This is a genomic window from Gallaecimonas aegicerasi (genome assembly GCF_045291545.1).
GTDB lineage: Bacteria > Pseudomonadota > Gammaproteobacteria > Enterobacterales > Gallaecimonadaceae > Gallaecimonas.
In genome coordinates this window covers 1,979,566-2,000,261 of the sequence record NZ_CP149514.1, presented here as the reverse complement: position 1 = coordinate 2,000,261, position 20,696 = coordinate 1,979,566, and the positions used below count along the sequence as shown (strand labels likewise).

Sequence of the window (20,696 nt, the reverse complement as noted above, 5' to 3'; positions counted from 1 at the left end):
CCTTGGAGCTTGTTCCTGAGCCAAAGCATAACCACAGTTTTATTTTTTTCCGAAGATTTTTACGCTGCCAGAAGGAAGGGGCAGCGTGCTCTGAGTAAGGCTTATTAGCTGACGGTATCAATAAAAATCAGTTCGAACTGGCGCAGATGATCCAGTTGCAGGCTGGGCAGTTTTCCCCGGGGCGTTTTGCCAATAATGCTGCGAATACGGGCCAGGCGTTCGTCGTTCATGTATACGCGCTTGAGCTGGGCTTTGAACTCACGGCTCATGCGAAAGCGCCCGCAATTGGGGCAGTTGTAGAGATCTTCATCCAGTTCCGGGGCATAGGTGGCTTCGCCCATGCAAAGCGGGCAGGCGACTTCCGTGCGGCTGGGGTCGAGCATCTCAGGTGTCATCAGCTCATTACCTTGTCCATATTAACCCGCTCACTAGCATAGGTCAGGATAGCTTTTAGGCCAGAGCATCAGCGCTGTTTTAGTGTCGTCAGATGCCAGCGCCTGGCACCAGCAATAGGGGTAATAAAAAACGGCCCGAGGGGGCCGTTTTTTGGTCAGCGCGCGGGGTTAGTCCGCATCGTTGGCAGGCTGGCTTGCAAACAGCGGCCAGTCCTTGGTGTTGACCAGCAGATAGAACTGGCTGCGGTAGTGGCTGGTGACGACCGCGGCGGCTTTTTGCGCTTCACTGGGGTGGCGTAACACGACCACCAGCATGCCGTCGGGATGCTCCTGGCGCCATTGCTCGGTGCCATGCAGCAACTCGGCCAGCGGCTGCGTACCCCGGCCAAGGAAGCGGAACTGGTTAGCGTAGCCGCCCACGTAAGCCACAGCATGTTGCTGCTGTGCACGGGTGACTTGCTGCGCAAAGGGTTCCAGATCGTAGTACTGCATAATGGCCGGCGACAGCCCCAGCAAGAAGGTGTTCAGTGCCAGCGGCAACGAAACCATCAACCAGCGACTAGCCGGTTTCCACCACACCAGCAGCGCCAGAATGACCGGAATAATGGCCAGGTAACTGGTCCAGGACGCCAGAGGGGCGGCAGGGAAATACTTCAGGGCCAGAGTCGGCAATTGCCAGGTGGCAACGGCCAGGGCCAGCAGCATCGCCGGTACTGCCCAAAGCCGTTTGTCAGTGATCTTCGGCCATTGCTCTGACAGCCAGATGGCGATAAACGGCAGAGTTGGTACCAAGTAATGTACTTGCTTGCCGCTGAACAGGCTAAACAGAGCCAGTTGTGGCAAAAAGCCCCACAGCGCCATTTTTTGTAATGGTGTGGCCACCAGCGGGCGCTTCCAGAACCGGGTCAGGGTCCAGGGCAGCAGCAGCAGTGGCAACAGTTTCAGGTACCAGTACCAGGGGCGGGCGTGGGCAAAAGCATTATCGATCCGGCCCGCTGACTGGCGCCAGAAAATGGCTTCAGCATAGTGCGAGCCACCGGCAATAGCGGCCGGTACTGCCCAGGCCAATACCACTACCACGCCTAACAAGGTGGCCAGGCCAACGCCTTTGAGCCAGCCTTTTTGTTCGCCGCGCCAGGCGCGGTAGCTCAGCATCAGTGGCAACCAGTACACCAGCATCACCGGCCCTTTGGCGATCATGCCCAGGCCAACGGCAAAACCGCTGAGCAGTAACCAGCCGAGCGTACGGCTGCTTTGATAACGCAACTGGCTCCACAGGGCCAGCAGCAAACACACCGTTACCAGAATGTCGAACATGCTCAGCGCCAGGTAAATGGTCCAGGGGAACAGGCTCAGCAGGATCAACGGGGCACGGTCAATGGTGCCGGCATTGCTGCCTTCACTGCGGCGAACCACAGCGGCCAGCAGGCCAAAAGCACTGAGCCCAACCACCGGAATAGCCAGCCTGGCTACCAGATCACTGGTACCGAAGAAGGTCCAGGCCAGATTGATCAGCCAGAACAGTAACGGGGGTTTGTGAGGGTAGGGCAAATCATTGATATGGGGCACCAGGTAATTACCGCTTTGCCACATTTCCCAGGCCACTGACAGATAGCGCGTTTCGTCAATAGGCAAGAGGGGATAGGCCAGCACCCGGGCAAGAACAATAGCCAGGCCAAGCATAATGGCCAGACGTGTTCCGGTCAGCAAATCACGCATCGAGAAAAGACTCCATTTCAGGCTGTGGGCAGCCTGTTCTTATCGGCTTAAGAGTGTATTAAAAATCCTAACACACTGACAGAGGTTCTATTTTTTCATGGTTGTTGGTTTTTTGTAATTATCTTGAGGCGGATCATGGCTAAAATCCGCTGCTTTACCGACACTGCAAAAATCGGGTAAAGCCAGTGAGGGCGGTATTTAACGCAGAAAGGATGTCTTGTTTTGGTAACCTTGAGGTTATCGTTAGGTTAACAAATCCTTAAGTTTTTCGGTGCAGCCTATGGGTGCAACAGGAGGAACGATGCGTTTTTTATTGTTATCTAGTGCCATATTCTGCACCGCCGCTCAGGGAGCGGCTGATCCGGCCATGACGTTAGCTGAACTGCTGCGTCAGGTACCGGAACACAACACCGCGCGTCCGGCCCTGTCTCGCTGGCAGCAAGGGCCGGTCTCTGTACAACTGAATCGTTACGACAGTCGCTTTGGCCTCAATAAGGGAGGCGATGAGTGGGAACTGGGTATCTCGGTGCCCATCGCCGGTAGCGGCCAGCGGCAGTATTTGACGTCCCTTGATAAATCGCTGGGCCAACAGCAGGTGCTCGGTACGGCATTACGCCGTCTCGACCTGACCGGTGCCTTACGGCAGGTGTTGGCTGATATTGCTCTGGCCAACACCGAGGTCGTGCAGTATCGCCACTGGGTGGCTAGCTATTCGGCGCTGGCTGAACGCCAGCAGCGGGCTGTAGCAGCCGGTGAAAGCGGCCGTCTGGGCTGGCTGTTAGCCGACAACGCCCTGACTGATGCCAAACTGGCGCTGGCCAGTGCCAAGCAGCGTTTGGCCCGGGCTGAGGGCAATTATCAGGCGTTAACGGGCCTGGCTGACTGGCCCGCGCACTGGCAAGAGCCAGTCAAGGCCAGCGACATTAACCAACACCCGGCGTTAAAGGAAAGCCAGTTGCTCACCAATTTGGCCGAGGCGCGCTACCAGCGCAGTGAAAAGGGCGCGCAATACCCCTGGCACGCAGGCGTATCGGTCAAGCAAATCCAGGGGGCGCCAGGCTACCCCGATGACACTCAGATTGGCTTGCAATTTAGCATGCCGCTGGGCGGTGGTAGCGGGGAAGACAGTGCCGACGACTATCTTGCCATGCAAACCCAACAGCGCAACCTGGCCCGGCTGCAACAGCAGTTGACTCAGCAGTGGTACCAGGCGAAAGCGCAATACGAGAACAGCGCCCTGGCGTTAACACTGACCAAAGCCAAGCTGGCCAAAGCCCAGCAACTAATGGCGGTGGCAGACGCGGCGAAAGCGGCTGGGGAAATCTCGGTCAGCGACTGGCAGCGCCAGTATCAGGATTTTCTCATGGTTCAGTTACAACAGGCGCGCCTGGAAGTGCAGGTGGCGGCCAGTGCAGCACAGCTTAATCAGGCAGGAGGTTTTTCATGGTAACGCCAATGCTGACAATCGTTTTTGCGGCTAATGCTGCCTGGCAAGTTAACTGGGCTACTGCCACCCCTGTGCAGGAAGTGCCGCTGTTGGCGGTGCCAGCGAAAGTGGTGGTCACTCAGGCTGATCGCAAGCGCTTGAGCTTGCCGATGGCAACAGTGGTGCATCAGTGGCTAATTGTTGATGGCCAGCAGGTTCAGGCTGGGCAACCGGTGGTCAAACTCAGTGGCGCCGACCTGGCCAGCCTGCAAAGCCGGCTGGAGCTGGCAGAGCATCATGCGAAAGCTGCCAAAGACCGCCTGGTGCGAAACCAGTCCCGTTATGATACCGGCGACATTACCCGCCAAACCTGGATGGAATGGCACCATGATGCCCACACCAGCGATCTGGAATATCAACAGCTGCTGGCAATACAAGGGCAGCTACAGCTCTGGCAGGGTAAGGCCGAGGGGCGTGACTGGGTGTTGTCGGCGCCTACTGATGGCGTAGTACAAATCAATGGTGTGAGTGGTGCTCATCTGGCGGCCGGCAGCCAAATTCTGGAACTGTTGCCGGCGAACCGGCAACGGCTCAGCTTTGCCTTGCCAGACCACCTCAGTGCCATGACGGTGCACATTGACAAGTGTATTACCGACGTGGCGCTCGGTGGCGGGCAGAGTGATGGTCTGCGCCGCCAATGGCTCAGTGCGCCGTTGGCACCCGAGTGCCGGCAACCACCGGGCCGTTATTTGGAAGTGACGCCCTGGATGGCGGTTAATGCCTACCGCATTCCCCGGCAAAGCCTGTTTCAGTGGCAGGCCGGTGATGCCGTGGTCGTCAAAACCGAGAGTGGTTTTGCCGCTGAGCCGGTGACGGTGCTGTCTGATGACGGCCAGTGGCTGTATGTGCAGGGCGAACTGACCGGCAAGCAACTGGCCAGTGCCTCTGTAGCTGCTCTCAAAGGCATGCTGATGGGCATGGGGGGTGAGCAATGAGTCGTCCGCTGGCTGCTGCATTATCTCAGCGCTGGCTGGTATTGCTGGTGCTATTGGGGCTTGTTGTGGCCGGTATTCAGGCCTGGCGGCAATTGCCTATTGATGCCTTTCCCGACATTTCCCCGACCCAGGTTAAGGTGATCATCAAAGCGCCGGGGATGACCCCACAGGAAGTGGAAAGCCAGATCAGCCGGCCGTTGGAAATCGCGTTTTTGGGGATCCCCAAACAGCGCTTGCTGCGCACCACGGTGAAATACGCTATCAGCGATATCACCCTCGATTTTGAGGACGGCACCGACATTTACTGGGCTCGCCAGCAGGTGGCTAACCGCCTCAATGATGTCAGACCCAGTCTGCCGGCGGATATTCAGGGCGGCGTAGCACCCATGAGTACGCCGTTGTCGGATGTTTTCATGTTTTCGCTGGAAAGCCCGCAGCGCAGTCTGATGGACCGGCGCCAGTTGCTGGAGCGGGTGATCCGCCCAGCCCTGCGGGTGCTGCCAGGGGTGGCTGACGTCAACGTGCTGGGGGGCGATGCCCGGGTTTACAACATCAGCCCTAAACCGCAGGCCTTGCTGGCTGCCGGGCTGAGCTGGCCGCAACTGGCCGAGCAAATCCAGCAGCAAAATGGCAATACCGGTGCTGGCCGCCTTGATTTGGGGGCCGAGGCCATGACCGTGCGGGTACAAAACCGCCTGACCAGCCTGGATGCCCTGCGTGCTCTGCCTATTGCCGGTAATGATCAGCAATGGTACCGGCTCGCCGACCTGGCTACTGTCAGCCTTGATCGGCTGGAGCGCTACGGTGCGGTGACTCGCAACGGCGATGGCGAAACCGTCCAGGGGCTGGTGATGGCGCTGCGGGGAACCAATACCGGTGAGCTGATTGCCCGGGTACAGGCTCGTCTGGCCAGTTTGCAATCGTCACTGCCCGACGATGTCAAAGTGAACGTTTTTTATAACCGTCAGCAATTGATTGATACTGCTATTGGTACCGTCACGGAGGCCTTGGGGCTGGCGGTGGCGCTGGTAGTACTGGTGTTGGTGTTGTTTCTGGGTAACATCCGAGCGGCCCTGTTGGTGGCCATTAACCTGCCGCTGGCGGCATTGGCAACCTTCCTGTTGATGCGCCAGACCGGCATGACTGCCAACCTGATGAGCCTGGGTGGGCTGGTAATTGCCATCGGTATGCTGGTGGACTCGGCGGTGGTCGTCGTGGAAAACACCCTGGTACGGCTGGGAGAAGAAAAGCCGCTACCACGCCTGCACCTTTTGTATCAGGCCGTTAAGGAAGTGGCGGTACCGGTGACCGCCGGCACCCTGATCATTGTTACGGTGTTCCTGCCGCTGTTAACCCTTGATGGCCTGGAGGGCAAGCTGTTCATGCCAGTTGCGTTGACCGTGGTCTTTGCACTGGTCTCGTCGCTGCTGCTTAGCCTGTTTGCCTTGCCGGTGCTGGCCAGCTGGCTGCTGCGCGGCGGTCATAGTAGCCAGCCAAAATGGGTCGACAAGCTGCAGCAAGGTTACCGGCGTTTGCTGGAAGTAGCCCTGAACCGGCAGAAGGCGGTACTGGCTGCACTGCTTGTGATACTGGTGCTGTCGGCGGCGCTCTTTACCCAGCTAGGCAAAACCTTCATGCCAACCATGGATGAAGGCGACATTATCGTACAGTTTGAAAAAGTACCTACCATCAGCTTGGCGGCGTCAGTAGCGCTGGACAATGCTGCTGAAAAAGCACTGATGGCGCAGGTGCCGGAAATTGTGCAGATTGTTGCCCGTACCGGCTCGGACGAAATCGGTATGGACCCGATGGGGCTGAATGAAACCGATGTATTTATGCAACTGGCTCCCCGTGACAAATGGCGCTTTGCCACCAAAGCCGAGCTGGAAAACGCCATTCGTGAGGTACTCAAGCCATTCAAGGGCATCAATATCAGCTTCACCCAGCCCATTGATATGCGGGTATCGGAAATGCTTACCGGCGCCCGTGGTGATGTGGTGCTGAAAATCTTCGGCCCGGATCTGGCCACGCTAGCCTCCCTGGCGCGCCAGGCTGAGCAGTTGATCGCCCAGGAGCCCGGTGCCATTGATACCCAAACGGCGGTGACTGAAGGGAGCCGTTTTCTCAATATCCGCCCGAAAGAAACCATGGCAGTGCAGTACGGCCTGGACGCCGCCATGCTGGGGCGGATGATGCGCCGTTATTTTGAAGGGGTGGAAGTAGGCCAGGCGATGGAAGGGGAGTGGGCGGTGCCTTTACTGGTGCGTAGCCGCGAACCGCTGGCGCCGGCCACGCTGGCACAACTGCCGTTAGTACTGAGCGGCGGGAAAACAGTGACGCTCGGAGAGGTCGCCAGCATTTCCCGTGATGAAGGGCCGGTGGTGATCTCGCGGGAAAATGCCAGCCGTTTTGCCCAGGTGCGTACCAACGTCAGTGGCCGTGATCTGGTGGGCTTTGTTGATGCTGCCAAGGCTCGCCTGGCGCAGCAGTTGTCATTGCCTACCGGTTACCACCTGGTTTGGGGTGGCCAGTTTGAAAACCAGCAGCGGGCCGCCGGCCGCTTGCTGTTGGTGGTGCCGTTGGCGCTGGTGCTGATTTTCTTGCTGCTGCTGGCCACTTTTCGCAGTAGCACTAAAGCCTTACTGGTACTGGCTAACGTACCTTTTGCCCTTACCGGCGGGGTGCTGGGCCTTTATCTGGGCGGTGAATACATGTCAGTGCCTGCGTCGGTCGGCTTTATTGCGCTGATGGGGGTGTCCGTACTCAATGGCGTGGTGATGATCAGCCACTTTGAGGAGCTGCACCGTCAGGGCGTTGCTCTGACGGCACTGGTGCGCGACGGCGCGGTTCGCCGCTTGCGGCCAATCCTGATGACGGCCAGTACCGGTATGCTCGGTTTGTTACCGCTGTTGTCGGTTACTGGCCCTGGCTCTGAATTGCAGCGCCCGCTGGCGATGGTGGTGGTGGGTGGCTTGATTTCCGCCACTTTGGTCACCTTGATCCTGATGCCGATGGCTTATCAATGGTTAATGGGGAAAAATAATCATGTCGTTCAAGAAACTGACACTGATCCTGCCGTACGCTGAGGCCGATGCGGTTGCTGACACCCTGATGATGCTGGCATCCGTACCGGGTTTTACGCAGTACAGTGCCGAAGGTTTCAGCCGCGCTCCCTTGTCGCTGTCGGTGGCTGAGCAAGTTGCCGGGCGCAAACGCTGGATGGCGATGGACTTGATCCTGGCCGCAGATGATCTGGCGCCGGTGCTTGAGGAGCTGCAGCGGGTTCATGGTGGTATGGGCCTGCACTACTGGGTGACGCCTGTGGAACAATCAGGAAGACTGAATTAGCGGAAATTGTTGGATTTTTTCCGCAATTTGTAACAATTTACAATTTGTTATGCCAAACTGGATACGCCGTCCGGTATTCGGCATAACCTCTTGCCATTAATTGGAAAAGGAATGGATATGAAACGTACTCTTGCCCCCATCGCCCTTGTTGTAATGTCCAGTGCCCTGGCCGGTTGTGCCAGCAATGACCTGCAACAACGTGTTGACACGCTGTCTAACAAAGTTGACCAGCTGTCCACCAAAGTTGACCAACTGGCAACTGGCCAGGCTGCTGTGAAGCAGGCCGCTGATGACGCCAAAGCCGCAGCTGATAGTGCAGCCATGGAAGCCAAGCGCGCCAATGAGCGCATTGACAACATGTCCACGCATTACTACAAGAAATAAAAAAAGGCGCCAAACGGCGCCTTTTTCTTTTCCTTTCCGGCCATTACTGGTGGCCGATCAATACCGGCAACCCCGATTGATGCAGCATTGCTTGCTGTACTTTTCTGGCATTAATAAAAGGCTTGGCCAAGAGTGCCCGTTGGGCTTTGGTCATGGTCAGTGAACGATCCCGTCCCGGGTGGCTAAGAGGCTCGTGTACTTCCAGGTACACTTTGCCATCAGGCTCGATAGCGGTTTTCACTGGCTGGTTGATTACCCGCACTGTGGTATGTACCGGCACCTTGGCAAACAGATCTTCAATGTCTTTGGGCTCCAGGCGGATACAGCCGGCGCTGACACGCATGCCGATGCCGACATCTTCATTAGTGCCATGAATAAGGTACTCACCCTTATCAAAACCCAGGCGCATGGCAAAAAGGCCCAGTGGGTTGTTGGGGCCAGCCGGTACCACCTGCGGCAGCGTTTTGCCCTGTTCTTCAAGGCGCTTGCGGGTATCAGCCGTCGGCGTCCAGGTTGGATTGGCTTTTTTGTTGATGATGCGGGTGGTACCTAACGGGGTGTCTAAACCGATGCGACCGATACCAACCGGAAAAACGTAAACCTCCTGGCCGTTAGGGGGGTAGTAATACAACCGTAACTCCGCCAGGTTGATGACAATGCCCTGATGTGGCGTATTGGGCAGTAACAACTGGCTGGGGAGTTTAATACGGCTGCCAGCAGGGGGCAGTAAAGGGTCCAGGCCGGGGTTGGCGGCAATAATATTGAGCGGACCTTCTCCTTTGAGACGGGCTATTTCTTCGAAAGACTGGCCCTTTTTGACAACATAAGTACTGGCTTTTCCGAGCAGGCTGCCTTTTTCCGGCAGACTGTATACGGCTGCTGAGGCGACAGGCCCCACAATCAGCAGCAATAACCACAACAAGCGCATGATGGTTTCCTGTTACAAAGCGTGCCTTCAGTATCCGTACTTGCCGCGCACAGGCAAGTGATTTTCCAACTAAGTGTGGCTGACCAGGGATAACCGGCGCCCTAACTAGCAATGATCAGGGATAGACGAGTCGCCAGTTCGGGTTTTTCTTATTGCTTTAGTGGCTCGGAACACTTGTCATAGTGGCCGGATTTTCCCCCTGATATCAATAACGGAACCCGTTATTATCGCTGACGTGAAATGACCGAGGAGTGCTGTAAATGTGGCTTGCAATGCTAGCCGTGATCGTAGGCTTGATGGTGTTGGTATGGAGTGCCGATCGTTTTGTGGATGGTGCCTCGGTAACAGCACGCTATGCCGGTATGCCGCCGTTGCTGATCGGTATGGTGATTGTTGGCTTTGGTACTTCTGCGCCTGAGATGGTGGTGTCCGCGCTGGCTGCCAGTCATGGCAACCCCGGGCTGGCGCTGGGTAATGCCTATGGCTCTAATATCGCCAATATTGCACTGATCCTGGGGGTTGTTGCCTTGCTTAGCCCTATCCAGGTGCATTCGCAAATCCTTAAGCGAGAACTGCCACTACTGGGATTGATCACGTTGCTGGCGGCGTATCAACTGCTTGACGGTGAGATCAGCCGTGGCGATGGCCTGGTCTTGCTGGCGGTCTTCGTACTGGTGATGGGTTGGAGTATCCGCCAGGGGCTGCGCCAGCGTCAGGATGCTTTGGCGGCGGAGGTCCGTGAAGCCAACACTGAGTTGACCATGTCACGGCGGGCCGGATTATTCTGGTTGTTGACAGGGTTGCTGTTACTGGTGCTCAGCTCACGCTTGCTGGTCTGGGGGGCGGTCAGTATCGCCCAGCAACTGGGGGTGAGCGATCTGGTTATCGGGCTGACCATCGTCGCCATTGGCACTTCCTTGCCGGAATTGGCGTCGTCGCTGGCTGCTGTGCGTAAAGGTGAACACGATCTGGCACTGGGCAATGTGCTGGGCTCAAATCTCTTTAATACCCTCACCGTGGTTGGTATTGCTGCGGTTATTCACCCGATGAGCGTTGCTTCTGTGGTACTGCACCGAGACTGGCTGGTGATGGCCGGGCTGACGTTGCTGCTGTTTTTGATGGCTTACGGTTTTCGTCGCCAGGGGCGCATCAACCGTATCGAGGGAGGCATCTTGTTGCTGGTGTATGTTTCTTACAACGCCTACCTAGCTTACGGATTGTTAAATTAACCCTAAATAGAGGCCCCTGACGGGGCCTTTTTTGTTCCAGGGCATTTTTTCCGGTTCCTGCTTTAAGGTATAGTGAGAAAGATTTTCGTTTAGCTTTAGGCGGTGGGGCTTCATGAACCTGGCAATGGTCAAAAAACAGCAGCAAGTGCGCGTGAAAAAGGTCACCGACCAATACCCGGATGACCCTGTAGCGCAGCGCTTGCGAGAGCTGGGGTTTGTTGACGGCGAACCTGTTACCGTGGTGGCCAGAGGGCTTTTTGGCGGTAATCCATTGGTCGTCAAGGTAGGCAGTACCCGCTTTGCCCTGCGTAAGCTGGAAGCGGCTCGGGTTGAGGTGGAGTCATGTTAATGGCCGCAGAAACCCAAACGCCCCGGGTTGCTCTGATTGGCAACCCTAACAGCGGCAAGACAGCCTTGTTTAACCTGCTGACCGGCAGCACGCAGAAAGTGGCTAATTATGCCGGGGTAACCGTTGAACGTAAGGAAGGGGTGCTGACCAGCCGTAATGGCCATCAGTTTGCCATTATTGACCTGCCAGGGGCTTACAGCTTGGATGCCACCAGCCCCGACGAAGCGGTAACCCGCGATGTTTGTCTGGGCCGTTACCCGGGCGAACGGCAGCCAGACTTGCTGGTGTGCGTGGTTGATGCCACCAATCTGCGCTTACACCTGCGTTTTGTGCTGGAAGTGCTCAGTATGGGCCAGCCCATGGTGTTGGCCCTGAATATGATGGACACTGCCCGCCAGCTTGGTGTGTCGATTGATCTGGACAAACTGTCCAAAGCGCTGGGCATCCCGGTGGTGGAAACGGTGGCTGTGGATCGCCAGGGCGCAGAGCAGTTGATCAGCTGCCTGGAAAACCCGGAGTTGCCGACGGCGCCGCAGCAGCCTGCTTTGTCACTGGCTGAACGACACCAGAAGGTGCGGCAATTACTGGCAGATACTGTTACGCAAAGCGCTCAGGGACCCACTATTACCGACCGTATCGACAGTGTGGTACTGCATCCGGTACTGGGTTTCGTACTATTGGCTACCGCCATGTTTTTTATGTTTCAGGCGGTGTTTTCCTGGGCTGAGCCTTTGATGGACGGCATTACTGATGGGGTTACTCAGCTGGCGGTGCTGACGACGGCACCTTTTCCCAAGGACAGTGCCTTATACAGTTTGCTCAATGACGGTATTTTCTCTGGCCTGGGCAATGTGCTGGTGTTTTTGCCGCAGATCCTCATCCTGTTCTTGTTCATTCTGGTACTTGAAGAGTCAGGGTATTTGCCGCGGGCAGCCTATTTACTGGACCGAATGATGTTCAAGGCCGGCATGACTGGCCGGGCTTTTATTCCTCTGCTTTCCAGTTTTGCCTGTGCAGTGCCGGGGATCATGGCCACGCGCAGTATTCAGAACCCCCGTGATCGTTTGACCACCATTTTGGTGGCCCCTTTGATGACTTGCTCAGCCCGCTTGCCAGTTTACACTTTGCTGATTGCCGCTTTCATACCCCGGCAAACGGTAGCGGGGCTCTTTAACCTGCAGGGACTGGTACTGTTCTCGCTTTACTTTGCCGGCATTATCAGCGCCTTGCTGGTGGCTTATGTGATGAAGTGGCTACGGCGGGAAAAAGGAGAGCAAGCGTTGTTGCTGGAGTTACCGGCTTATCGTTTGCCTAACCTGCGGGATCTGGCCTGGGGGCTATGGCATCGTGCCAAGATTTTTCTGCGTCGGGTTGGCGGTATTATCTTCTCCCTGACGGTACTGTTGTGGTTTTTGTCCAGTTTCCCGGGGCCGCCGGCTGGCGCCACTGGCCCGGCAATCGATTACAGCTTTGCCGGTAAGATTGGCCATGCGCTCGCCTATATCTTTGCGCCGCTGGGCTTTAACTGGCAGATCTCGGTTGCACTGGTGCCGGGTATGGCGGCTCGTGAGGTTGCGGTGTCGGCTCTGGCCACGGTATACGCCATGTCGGGTTCAGAAGATGCCGTTGCTCACCAATTGGGGCAGGTCATTGCAGGCCAGTGGCCGCTCTCTACGGCGCTGTCACTACTGGCTTGGTATATTTTTGCACCGCAATGTATTTCCACCCTGGCGGTGATCCGCCGAGAGACCAACTCCTGGAAGATGATGCTGGTAGCCGCCGGTTACTTGTTTGCACTGGCATATTTGGCGGCCATGGCGGTGTATCAGATAGCGGAGGCGTTACTATGATCTTTGCAGTTGTACAGGCGCTGGTGCTTACCGGGGTATTGCTGGTGGCGTTATGGGTTGCCTTGGGCAAGCTGGCCCCGAAGCACCGCTTTCGTTGGCAGGGGCGCTTGGCTATGCGCCTGCTAGCGCCGGGCCATGGCGCTTTTAGCCGTTGGCTAGGGCGGCACCTACAACCTGCCTTGGCTCAGGCCGGGGGCTGTGGCACAGGAAATGGCTGCAGTAGCTGTAGTGGTTGTGCTCCTGCGCCGCGCCAAAACGAACAGGAAATTTTCCGTAGTCGCCCTTAATGTACAGGGCCAACACGGCTCTCTATAGCCAGTTTCAGCCCCGGTAGCATGCCCAGTAAAAACAGCAGTTCCACTACGACAAACAAGGGGCCGACAATAAGCCCGACCAGGTCGTCCACAAAGGCCGGCTTGCGCCCTTCAAAATAGTGGCCGATAAACTGCAATATCCAGCCCACGATAAATAGCCCCAGACCCCAGGCCAGCCACTGTGAGGTGCTGCCTTGGGCCAGTGCGTCACCTGCACCCACCGCCGCCAGGAGCAATATGCTCATCAATGTTCCCAAGCCTAGGCACAAGCGTAGATAAAAAAGCGCGGAGAACAGCAGCAATAGCCAGGCTGGTGTGACGGTGACTCCCGCCAGTTGCCAGGCCGGCTTGGCCAACAGGGTTGTAATGGCCACCACAATCATGGGGATGCCAAGAAAGTGGGTAAGAATATTGCGCCTATCGCGGTGATAAGCAGCGTATTGCGCTAGGTGATCTGTGAGCGTTTTCATAGGCCGTTTCCTGTCCTTTCTTAGGCTAGTGAACGGCATTTAGCAGAGCTTGGCAAGGGCTGGGCGGGCAATAAAAAAGGCGCCAGGGACGCCTTGGTATTAACCGTGTTTCATTACCCGGGCTTTTTCCCGCTGCCAGTCACGGTCTTTGATGTCTGCCCGTTTGTCATGGGCTTTCTTACCTCGGGCAATACCGATGGATAGCTTGGCCCAGGCCCGGCTCCAGTACATTTTCAGCGGCACAATAGTTTTGCCCTTCTGGTGCACCTGGCCGTAGAGCGTTTCCAGCTCACGCTGATTAAGTAGCAGTTTACGGGTGCGGGTAGGGTCGGCCACTACATGGGTGGAGGCGGTGTTAAGTGGCTGAATAGTGGCGCCCAGCAAAAAGGCTTCACCGTCTTTTAGAATGATATAAGCCTCGGAAATATTGGCTTTACCGGCCCGCAGGCTTTTCACTTCCCAGCCTTGCAAAGCCAAGCCTGCTTCAAAGTTTTCATCAATGAAGTAGTCATGGCGGGCTTTTTTGTTCTGGGCGATGTCGGTGCTACCGCCCTGTTGGCTTTTTTTCTTGGTCATGGGCGCATTATACGAATCACAGCATGAAATGCATGGCATTTTGCCCGGATGCCCATTGTCATAACAAGTGCTATTATGCGCGCCAAACCCCTGACGGAATCGACCATGCCGCGGATCGCGCGCCAGCAGCAGGTGCCTTTTTCACCACAGCAAATGTTTGACCTGGTTAACGATGTGTCCAGTTACCCGGCGTTTTTGCCGGGGTGTGTGGCAGCTCGTGTGCTGAGCCAGAACAGTGACAATATGACCGCTACCCTGGATGTGGCCAAAGGGCCGGTAAGAAAGTCCTTTACCACCCGTAATACACTCTATGGCCCCGATCGTATCCATCTGGAGTTAGTCAACGGTCCTTTTCGGTTTTTACACGGTGACTGGCATTTTGACGCCAACGAGCAGGGCTGCCTGGTTCGGCTGGATCTGCGTTTTGAATTTTCATCACCATTGGTGGCGATGGCCTTTGGCGGTATTTTTTCCCAGCTCACCCACGCGATGGTGAACGCCTTTTGTAAACGTGCCGGGGAGGTATATCGTGACTGAACGGTTAATCGGTGTTGAAGTCGCTTTTGCCAGCCCAGAGCGGCAAGCATTAATTGCCCTGAAAGTAGTGGATGGCTCGACAGTGGCTGATGTTATTGCCCGCAGTGGTATTACTGAACGTTTTACTGATGTGGACTTTGCCAGTATGGATGTTGGCATCTGGTCACGTACCTGCAAGCGTACCGACAGTGTTCGTGATGGTGATCGGGTTGAAATTTACCGGCCATTGACGGCCGATCCCAAAGACATTCGCCGCCGCCGGGCTGAAAAAGCCAAAGAAGAAGGGCGGGCCGATAAAACTACCGGCGGCCGCCCTAATCCGTTGCGCGCTGAGAGCTGAAATCAGCTCTTTTTCAGTGCCGCGGGGATATTGAAGTCTTTACTCTGGGCACTTTGCAGCAGGCCTTTGTCGTTGAAGTACAGTTTCACTTCCCGGCTGATGGCTTTACCGTTACCGGGGCGGAATTCATATTTGTAATACCAGGTACCCTTGGCAAAACTGTCTTCCAGCATCGGTGTGCCCATCACAAACTTCACCTGATCCTGATTCATTCCAGGCTTGAGCTTATCCAGCTGATTTTGCTCCAGGTAGTTGCCCTGAGGTACATCAATGCGATAAATCAGGCCGCAACCACCCAGGCTCAGGCCCAGGGTCAGGGCCAGCAAGATTTTTTTCATGCTCTAGTCCATCTTATTCATTCTGTGGCGCATCATACCGCCCGTAGCTTACCTCCAGCAACAGAGCATTCAATCGGCCAAAAGTTCCCGAGCATTGGCTTTTGTTGCTTCAGTGATGCTGTCTCCCCCCAATAATCTGGCCAGTTCCTCTACCCGTTGCTGTGTGGTTAAAGGCTGCATGCGGGTTTCCGTCTGGCCCTTGCTGACGGCTTTACTGACTTGCAGTTGTTGGTGGCCCTGGCCGGCTACTTGCGGCAGGTGTGTTACACAAAAGACCTGAGTACGTTCGCCTAACTGGCGCAGCAATTTACCGACAACAGCAGCGGTAGGGCCCGAAATACCCACATCGACTTCGTCGAAAATCAGCGTCGGTACCTGCGTTTTATCGCTGAGCAATACCTGCAGCGCCAGGCCAATGCGTGATAACTCACCACCAGAAGCCACTTTCGCCATAGGCGCCAGAGGCTGGCCGGGGTTGGTAGCTACCAGCATCTGCACTTTATCGAGCCCCTGAAGTGCGTGGCTGGCCTGGTCATCAAATTGCACCTGAAACTGAAAACGGGCATGGGGCAAAGCAAGCTCACGGATGCTGGCTTCGGTCCCCTTGGCTAAGGCCTTGGCGTGGCGTTCACGGCTCTGGCTAAGCTTTCTGGCAGCCTGCAGGTATTCGTCGTGGGCACGGGCCACTTCCTGTTCCAGTGCTACCAGGCGGTCATCACTGGCATTGAGGCTACTGAGCTCCTCGGCCAGTTGCTGATGCAGAATTGGTAGTTGTGCTGGGGCGACTTTGTGTTTGCGGCTCAGGCTGACCGCATGGCTCAGCCGTTCGTCTAGGGCTGCATAATGCTCAGGGTCGATTTCCAGGCGCTGCTGGTAACGATCCAGTTCGTGACTGGCATCATCCAGCAACGCACTGGCGTCATGCAGAGTGCTGAGCACCGGTTCCAGTGCCGGGTCGTCATGTTGCAAACGGCCTAGCCGTTCCAGCACCTGGCGCAGCATGTCACTGACATTGAGCTGTTCATCTTGACTGAGTAGCGCCAAGCTACGCTGAGATTCTTCTATCAAGGTGGCCGCATTAGCCTGGCGATGATGCTCGGCCTCGATACGTTCATATTCGCCAGGCTCCAGGGCGAATTGGTCCAACTCCTGCACCTGATATTCCAGCAGCTGCCGACGGGCTTCGCGCTGGGCTTCGGTTGCGGCCAGACTAGCCAGTTCGGCACTGAGTTGCTTTTGTTGCTGATATTGTTGGCGCACGGCGCTGAGCAGAGCATGGTGGCCGGCGTAGTCATCCAGCAAGGCCAGCTGATGTTCGGTTTTGAGCAGCGCATGGTGGGCGTGCTGGCCGTGCACATGCAGTAAGTGCTCTCCCAGCGCCTTGAGTTGTGACAGCGGTACCGGCTGGCCATTGATATAACCGCGGGAACGGCCTTCGGCCGTGAGGGTGCGACGCAAAATGCATTGGCCTTCGTCATCCAGCTCGTTGTCTTGCAGCCAGCGCTGGGCCTGTGGCAGTTGGGTAACATCAAAACGGGCGGAGACTTCGCACTTATCGGCGCCGGGCCTGACCAGGCTGGCTTCGCCACGCTCCCCCAGGCACAACCCCAAGGCGTCTATGGCAATAGACTTGCCGGCGCCGGTTTCACCCGTGATGGCGGTCAGCCCCTGGCACAGATCCAGCTCCAGAAAACGGACAATAGCAAAGTTACTGATGGTCAGTTGCGCCAGCATGGTGCAGCCTCCTTTACTGTAATTGCATCCAGTATAAGCTGGTTTTTCATACAGTAAAGAGGCAAATCAAAAGAGTTTTGAGCTCCAGCCCAGTTTGCTGCGCAATACGTGGTAGTAGTCATGGCCCGGGGGATGTACCAGGCGCAGTGGATAAGCACTTTTTTGAATACGGATCTCGTCACCGGGCTTGAGGCTGAGGGCTACCTGGCTGTCACAGGTGATTTGCAGATCATCGGAGTTGGAGGTGACCACCAGAGTGATAAGGCTATTGCCTTCTACCACGATGGGCCGGCTGGACAGGGTATGAGGAAACATCGGTACCAGCACGATGGCGTCCATTTTCGGGTGCAGGATCGGGCCACCGGCGGACAGGGAGTAAGCCGTTGAACCGGTGGGCGTGGACACGATCAGGCCATCCGAACGCTGGGTGTAAACATACTGCTGGTCGATACTGACCGAAAACTCGATCATGTGGGCCACTTTATCCGGATGCAGCACCATTTCATTGACTGCGGTGTTGGAGGCTACCTGACGCTTGTGGCGCAGTACTGTGGCATCTAGTAAAAAACGAAACTCTGTCTGGTAGCGGCCAGCCAGGACCTCACTGAGTGGTGCCTGAAAGTCATCAGGGTCAAGGTCAGTGAGAAAGCCGAGATTGCCACGATTAACACCAATAACGGCAACGTCATAGCGGGCCAGTACTCGGGCAGCACCGAGCATATTGCCATCTCCCCCTACCACAATGGCCAAATCGGCTTGTTCGCCCAGGGTGGCAATGTCGGCACGTTCGGCACCGTCGAGGCTTAGGCCTTCGGCGGTGTGCTGTTCCACCAGCAGGCGGTAGCCTTGCGACTGTAGCCACTGGTGCAGGGCGCTGACTGTTTGGCCGGCACCATCGTGTTGCGGCTTGCCAATAAGCGCAATGGTTTTAAAGGGTTGGCTCATCACAGCTTCCTGATGTGTGGTTTTGCCAGTATAACTGAGCGGCGCTCTCTTGAAACCCGCAGCGGCGCCCCCATAATAAGCCGCACGTCGTATTGAGGAGACAGGCAATGACCGAAGAAACGGATAAACAAGCCGAACAGCAGCCGGAACAGGCCGCGGAACAACAGCCCGAGCAACAGGAGCATTTGCCAGAAGTTGACTTGCAAGCGGAAGTGGAACGCCTGGAAGCGGAGCTTGCTGAACAGCGTGAAGTGGTACTGCGGGCCAAAGCTGAAGCTGACAATATCCGCCGCCGCGCCGCCCAGGACGTGGAAAAAGCCCACAAGTTTGCTTTGGAAAAGTTTGCGGGTGAATTGCTGCCGGTGGCCGATTCGCTGGAGCGAGCCCTGGAGCTGGGAGACAGTGATAACGAACTACTCAAGCCGATGCTTGAAGGTGTCGACCTGACCCTTAAATCGTTCCTGTCTACCGTGGCGAAATTCGGTTTGGAAGTGGTTAACCCCGAAGGTGAGGGTTTTAACCCGGATCTGCACCAGGCGATGGCGATGCAGCCGTCAGCAGAGCACCCGGCCAATACCGTTCTGACCGTCGTACAAAAAGGCTACAGCCTCAATGGTCGGCTGTTGCGCCCGGCGATGGTGATTGTCAGCACCCAAGGCTGAGCCGGTTGCCGTAACAAAACCCGGTTTTTCCGGGTTTTTTCATTTTCGGGCCTTGAAAAGCTAAAACGGCTACCCCACATAAGCGTCAACGACAACGTAACAGGTAACAGACTTGAAAAGTGGCCCGCCGGCCCCATGTTACCAACAACCTTAATTTAAGCAGTTTAGCGGAGACTGATATGGGCAAGATTATCGGTATCGACCTGGGCACTACCAACTCCTGTGTGGCTATCATGGATGGCGACAAGGCACGCGTTATTGAAAACGCGGAAGGTGCCCGTACTACTCCTTCTATCATCGCTTACACCGATGATGGCGAAACGTTGGTTGGTCAGTCTGCCAAGCGTCAGGCGGTGACTAACCCGAAAAACACCCTGTTTGCTATCAAGCGTCTGATCGGTCGTCGGTTTACCGATGACGAAGTACAGCGTGATGTGAAAATCATGCCGTTCGCCATTGTCAACGCTGACAACGGTGACGCCTGGGTAGAAGTGAAAGGCAACAAAATGGCGCCGCCGCAGATCTCTGCAGAAGTGCTGAAAAAAATGAAGAAGTCTGCCGAAGACTACCTTGGTGAAACGGTTACTGAAGCGGTTATCACGGTACCGGCGTACTTCAATGACTCACAGCGTCAGGCCACCAAAGATGCCGGTAAGATTGCCGGTCTGGAAGTCAAACGTATTATCAACGAGCCGACTGCGGCAGCGTTGGCTTACGGCCTGGACAAGAAAAAAGGTAACCAGCGCATCGCCGTCTATGATCTCGGTGGCGGTACCTTTGACGTATCCATCATCGAAATCGATGAAATGGATGGCGAGCACACCTTTGAAGTACTGGCCACCAACGGTGACACCCACCTCGGTGGTGAAGACTTCGATAACCGTCTGATCAACTACCTGGTTGACGAGTTCAAGAAAGAGCAGGGCGTTGACCTGACCAACGACCAGCTGGCCCTGCAGCGTCTGAAAGAAGCGGCAGAAAAAGCCAAGATTGAGCTGTCTTCTGCGCAACAGACTGACGTCAACTTGCCGTACATCACAGCTGATGCCAGCGGTCCTAAGCATATGAACATCAAGGTTACCCGCTCCAAGCTGGAATCCTTGGTAGAGGATCTGATCACCCGCTCCATGGAGCCGTGCAAAGTCGCTCTGCAAGATGCCGACCTGTCGGTGAGCGACATTGACGAAGTGATCCTGGTTGGTGGCCAGACCCGGATGCCGAAAGTACAGCAAGCGGTAACGGAGTTCTTCGGTAAGGAGCCGCGTAAAGACGTTAACCCTGACGAAGCAGTTGCTGTTGGTGCCGCGGTTCAAGGTGGTGTGCTGGCTGGCGATGTTAAAGACGTACTGCTGCTGGACGTAACCCCGCTGTCGCTGGGTATCGAAACCATGGGCGGTGTGATGACCAAGCTCATCGAGAAAAACACCACCATCCCAACCAAGCACAGCCAGGTGTTCTCTACTGCTGAAGACAACCAGGCTGCTGTCACCATTCACGTGCTGCAAGGTGAGCGTAAGCGCAGTGGCGACAACAAGTCACTGGGCCAGTTTAACCTCGACGGTATCCAGCCGGCACCGCGCGGTATGCCGCAAATCGAAGTGACCTTCGATATTGATGCTGACGGTATCCTGCACGTCTCGGCCAAAGACAAAAACTCTGGCAAAGAGCAGAAGATCACCATCAAGGCCTCTTCTGGTCTGAGCGAGGAAGAAGTCGAAAAAATGGTGCGTGACGCTGAAGCTCACGCTGAGGACGACAAAAAGTTCGAAGAACTGGTCGCCACCCGTAACCAGGCTGATGCGCTGGTACACGGTACCCGCAAGCAGCTGGAAGAAGCCGGTGAGCAGCTTGGTGCTGACGACAAGAGCAAGATCGAAGCCGCTCTGGGCGAGCTGGAAACAGCGCTCAAAGGCAGCGATAAAGCCGAGATCGAAGCCAAGCAGCAGGCTCTGATGGAAGCCTCCAGCAAGCTGATGGAAATTCTGCAGCAGAAAATGCAGCAGGAGCAGGCTGCCGGTGGTGCTGAGCAGGCTAATGCGAACCAGAGTGGCGACGATGTTGTTGACGCTGAGTTCGAAGAAGTCAAAGACGACGACAAGAAATAAGGCCCTGGCCTTATCGGTACGGGCGCCACTGGCGCCCGTCAATCGTTTTAAC

Annotated in this window: 21 protein-coding genes; 13 read left to right on the top strand and 8 right to left on the bottom strand. The window is 56.1% G+C overall.

Annotated elements, in window-relative coordinates; genetic code table 11:
* Positions 1-104 precede the first annotated feature (104 nt).
* Entirely contained in the window at positions 105-395 is a 291-nt protein-coding gene (locus WDB70_RS09885; RefSeq protein WP_406663857.1) for a hypothetical protein, read from the bottom strand.
* A 168-nt stretch (positions 396-563) separates the two neighbouring features.
* Positions 564-2,114, bottom strand: a complete 1,551-nt coding sequence (locus tag WDB70_RS09880; protein WP_406663855.1) for an ArnT family glycosyltransferase — start codon at positions 2,112-2,114, stop codon at positions 564-566.
* Between the two features lie 301 nt (positions 2,115-2,415).
* Here WDB70_RS09880 and WDB70_RS09875 point away from each other — a divergent pair, with 301 nt between their 5' ends.
* From WDB70_RS09875 to WDB70_RS09855, 5 genes are all read left to right on the top strand, one after another.
* Complete coding sequence (locus tag WDB70_RS09875; RefSeq protein ID WP_406663853.1) at positions 2,416-3,564, top strand: TolC family protein; 1,149 nt, start codon at positions 2,416-2,418, stop codon at positions 3,562-3,564.
* Positions 3,558-4,535, top strand: a complete 978-nt coding sequence (locus tag WDB70_RS09870; RefSeq protein WP_406668124.1) for a hypothetical protein — start codon at positions 3,558-3,560, stop codon at positions 4,533-4,535. The genes WDB70_RS09875 and WDB70_RS09870 overlap by 7 nt, the downstream gene beginning before the upstream one ends.
* Positions 4,532-7,621, top strand: coding sequence for an efflux RND transporter permease subunit (locus tag WDB70_RS09865; protein WP_406663851.1), 3,090 nt, complete (start codon positions 4,532-4,534; stop codon positions 7,619-7,621). The genes WDB70_RS09870 and WDB70_RS09865 overlap by 4 nt, the downstream gene beginning before the upstream one ends.
* Complete coding sequence (locus WDB70_RS09860; RefSeq protein WP_406663849.1) at positions 7,581-7,883, top strand: DUF3240 family protein; 303 nt, start codon at positions 7,581-7,583, stop codon at positions 7,881-7,883. The genes WDB70_RS09865 and WDB70_RS09860 overlap by 41 nt, the downstream gene beginning before the upstream one ends.
* Before the next feature lie 117 nt (positions 7,884-8,000).
* Entirely contained in the window at positions 8,001-8,267 is a 267-nt protein-coding gene (locus tag WDB70_RS09855) for an Lpp/OprI family alanine-zipper lipoprotein (RefSeq protein WP_406663847.1), read from the top strand.
* A gap of 43 nt (positions 8,268-8,310) precedes the next feature.
* Here WDB70_RS09855 and WDB70_RS09850 read toward each other — a convergent pair whose 3' ends face one another.
* The gene (locus WDB70_RS09850; protein WP_406663845.1) at positions 8,311-9,195 is read right to left on the bottom strand and encodes a L,D-transpeptidase family protein; all 885 of its coding nucleotides are present in this window, start codon (positions 9,193-9,195) and stop codon (positions 8,311-8,313) included.
* 272 nt (positions 9,196-9,467) lie between these two features.
* Here WDB70_RS09850 and WDB70_RS09845 point away from each other — a divergent pair, with 272 nt between their 5' ends.
* The 4 genes from WDB70_RS09845 to WDB70_RS09830 all read left to right on the top strand — a co-directional run bounded on the left by WDB70_RS09845 (position 9,468) and on the right by WDB70_RS09830 (position 12,910).
* Positions 9,468-10,424, top strand: a complete 957-nt coding sequence (locus WDB70_RS09845) for a calcium/sodium antiporter (protein WP_406663843.1) — start codon at positions 9,468-9,470, stop codon at positions 10,422-10,424.
* A 112-nt stretch (positions 10,425-10,536) separates the two neighbouring features.
* Entirely contained in the window at positions 10,537-10,773 is a 237-nt protein-coding gene (locus tag WDB70_RS09840; RefSeq protein WP_406663841.1) for a ferrous iron transport protein A, read from the top strand.
* Complete coding sequence (locus tag WDB70_RS09835; protein WP_406663839.1) at positions 10,767-12,623, top strand: ferrous iron transporter B; 1,857 nt, start codon at positions 10,767-10,769, stop codon at positions 12,621-12,623. The genes WDB70_RS09840 and WDB70_RS09835 overlap by 7 nt, the downstream gene beginning before the upstream one ends.
* On the top strand, positions 12,620-12,910 hold the full coding sequence (locus WDB70_RS09830) for a DUF6587 family protein (protein ID WP_406663838.1): 291 nt from the start codon (positions 12,620-12,622) through the stop codon (positions 12,908-12,910). The genes WDB70_RS09835 and WDB70_RS09830 overlap by 4 nt, the downstream gene beginning before the upstream one ends.
* Here the strand turns inward: WDB70_RS09830 and WDB70_RS09825 are convergent.
* On the bottom strand, positions 12,907-13,407 hold the full coding sequence (locus WDB70_RS09825; RefSeq protein ID WP_406663836.1) for a DUF962 domain-containing protein: 501 nt from the start codon (positions 13,405-13,407) through the stop codon (positions 12,907-12,909). The genes WDB70_RS09830 and WDB70_RS09825 overlap by 4 nt on opposite strands.
* A gap of 99 nt (positions 13,408-13,506) precedes the next feature.
* Positions 13,507-13,983 carry an SsrA-binding protein SmpB gene (gene smpB, locus WDB70_RS09820; RefSeq protein WP_406663834.1) on the bottom strand — a complete coding sequence of 159 codons (477 nt, stop codon included), beginning with the start codon at positions 13,981-13,983 and terminating at the stop codon, positions 13,507-13,509.
* A 105-nt stretch (positions 13,984-14,088) separates the two neighbouring features.
* Here smpB and WDB70_RS09815 point away from each other — a divergent pair, with 105 nt between their 5' ends.
* The gene (locus tag WDB70_RS09815; RefSeq protein WP_406663832.1) at positions 14,089-14,520 is read left to right on the top strand and encodes a type II toxin-antitoxin system RatA family toxin; all 432 of its coding nucleotides are present in this window, start codon (positions 14,089-14,091) and stop codon (positions 14,518-14,520) included.
* Positions 14,495-14,860 (top strand): RnfH family protein, encoded by a 366-nt coding sequence (locus WDB70_RS09810; RefSeq protein ID WP_406663830.1) that lies wholly within the window; start codon positions 14,495-14,497, stop codon positions 14,858-14,860. The genes WDB70_RS09815 and WDB70_RS09810 overlap by 26 nt, the downstream gene beginning before the upstream one ends.
* 2 nt (positions 14,861-14,862) lie before the next feature.
* On the opposite strand, the gene WDB70_RS09805 is transcribed toward WDB70_RS09810, so the two are convergent.
* The 3 genes from WDB70_RS09805 to nadK all read right to left on the bottom strand — a co-directional run bounded on the left by WDB70_RS09805 (position 14,863) and on the right by nadK (position 17,877).
* On the bottom strand, positions 14,863-15,198 hold the full coding sequence (locus WDB70_RS09805; RefSeq protein ID WP_406663828.1) for an outer membrane protein assembly factor BamE: 336 nt from the start codon (positions 15,196-15,198) through the stop codon (positions 14,863-14,865).
* Between the two features lie 69 nt (positions 15,199-15,267).
* Positions 15,268-16,932, bottom strand: a complete 1,665-nt coding sequence (gene recN, locus WDB70_RS09800; RefSeq protein WP_406663826.1) for a DNA repair protein RecN — start codon at positions 16,930-16,932, stop codon at positions 15,268-15,270.
* Positions 16,933-16,998: 66 nt separating this feature from the next.
* Positions 16,999-17,877 carry an NAD(+) kinase gene (nadK, locus tag WDB70_RS09795; RefSeq protein ID WP_406663824.1) on the bottom strand — a complete coding sequence of 293 codons (879 nt, stop codon included), beginning with the start codon at positions 17,875-17,877 and terminating at the stop codon, positions 16,999-17,001.
* 107 nt (positions 17,878-17,984) lie between these two features.
* On the opposite strand from nadK, the gene grpE reads away from it, so the two are divergent.
* Both grpE and dnaK read left to right on the top strand, forming a co-directional pair.
* A complete protein-coding gene (grpE, locus tag WDB70_RS09790) occupies positions 17,985-18,539 on the top strand; it encodes a nucleotide exchange factor GrpE (protein ID WP_406663822.1) in 555 nt (184 codons plus the stop codon).
* A gap of 179 nt (positions 18,540-18,718) precedes the next feature.
* A complete protein-coding gene (gene dnaK, locus WDB70_RS09785) occupies positions 18,719-20,644 on the top strand; it encodes a molecular chaperone DnaK (RefSeq protein WP_406663820.1) in 1,926 nt (641 codons plus the stop codon).
* Positions 20,645-20,696: the final 52 nt, after the last annotated feature.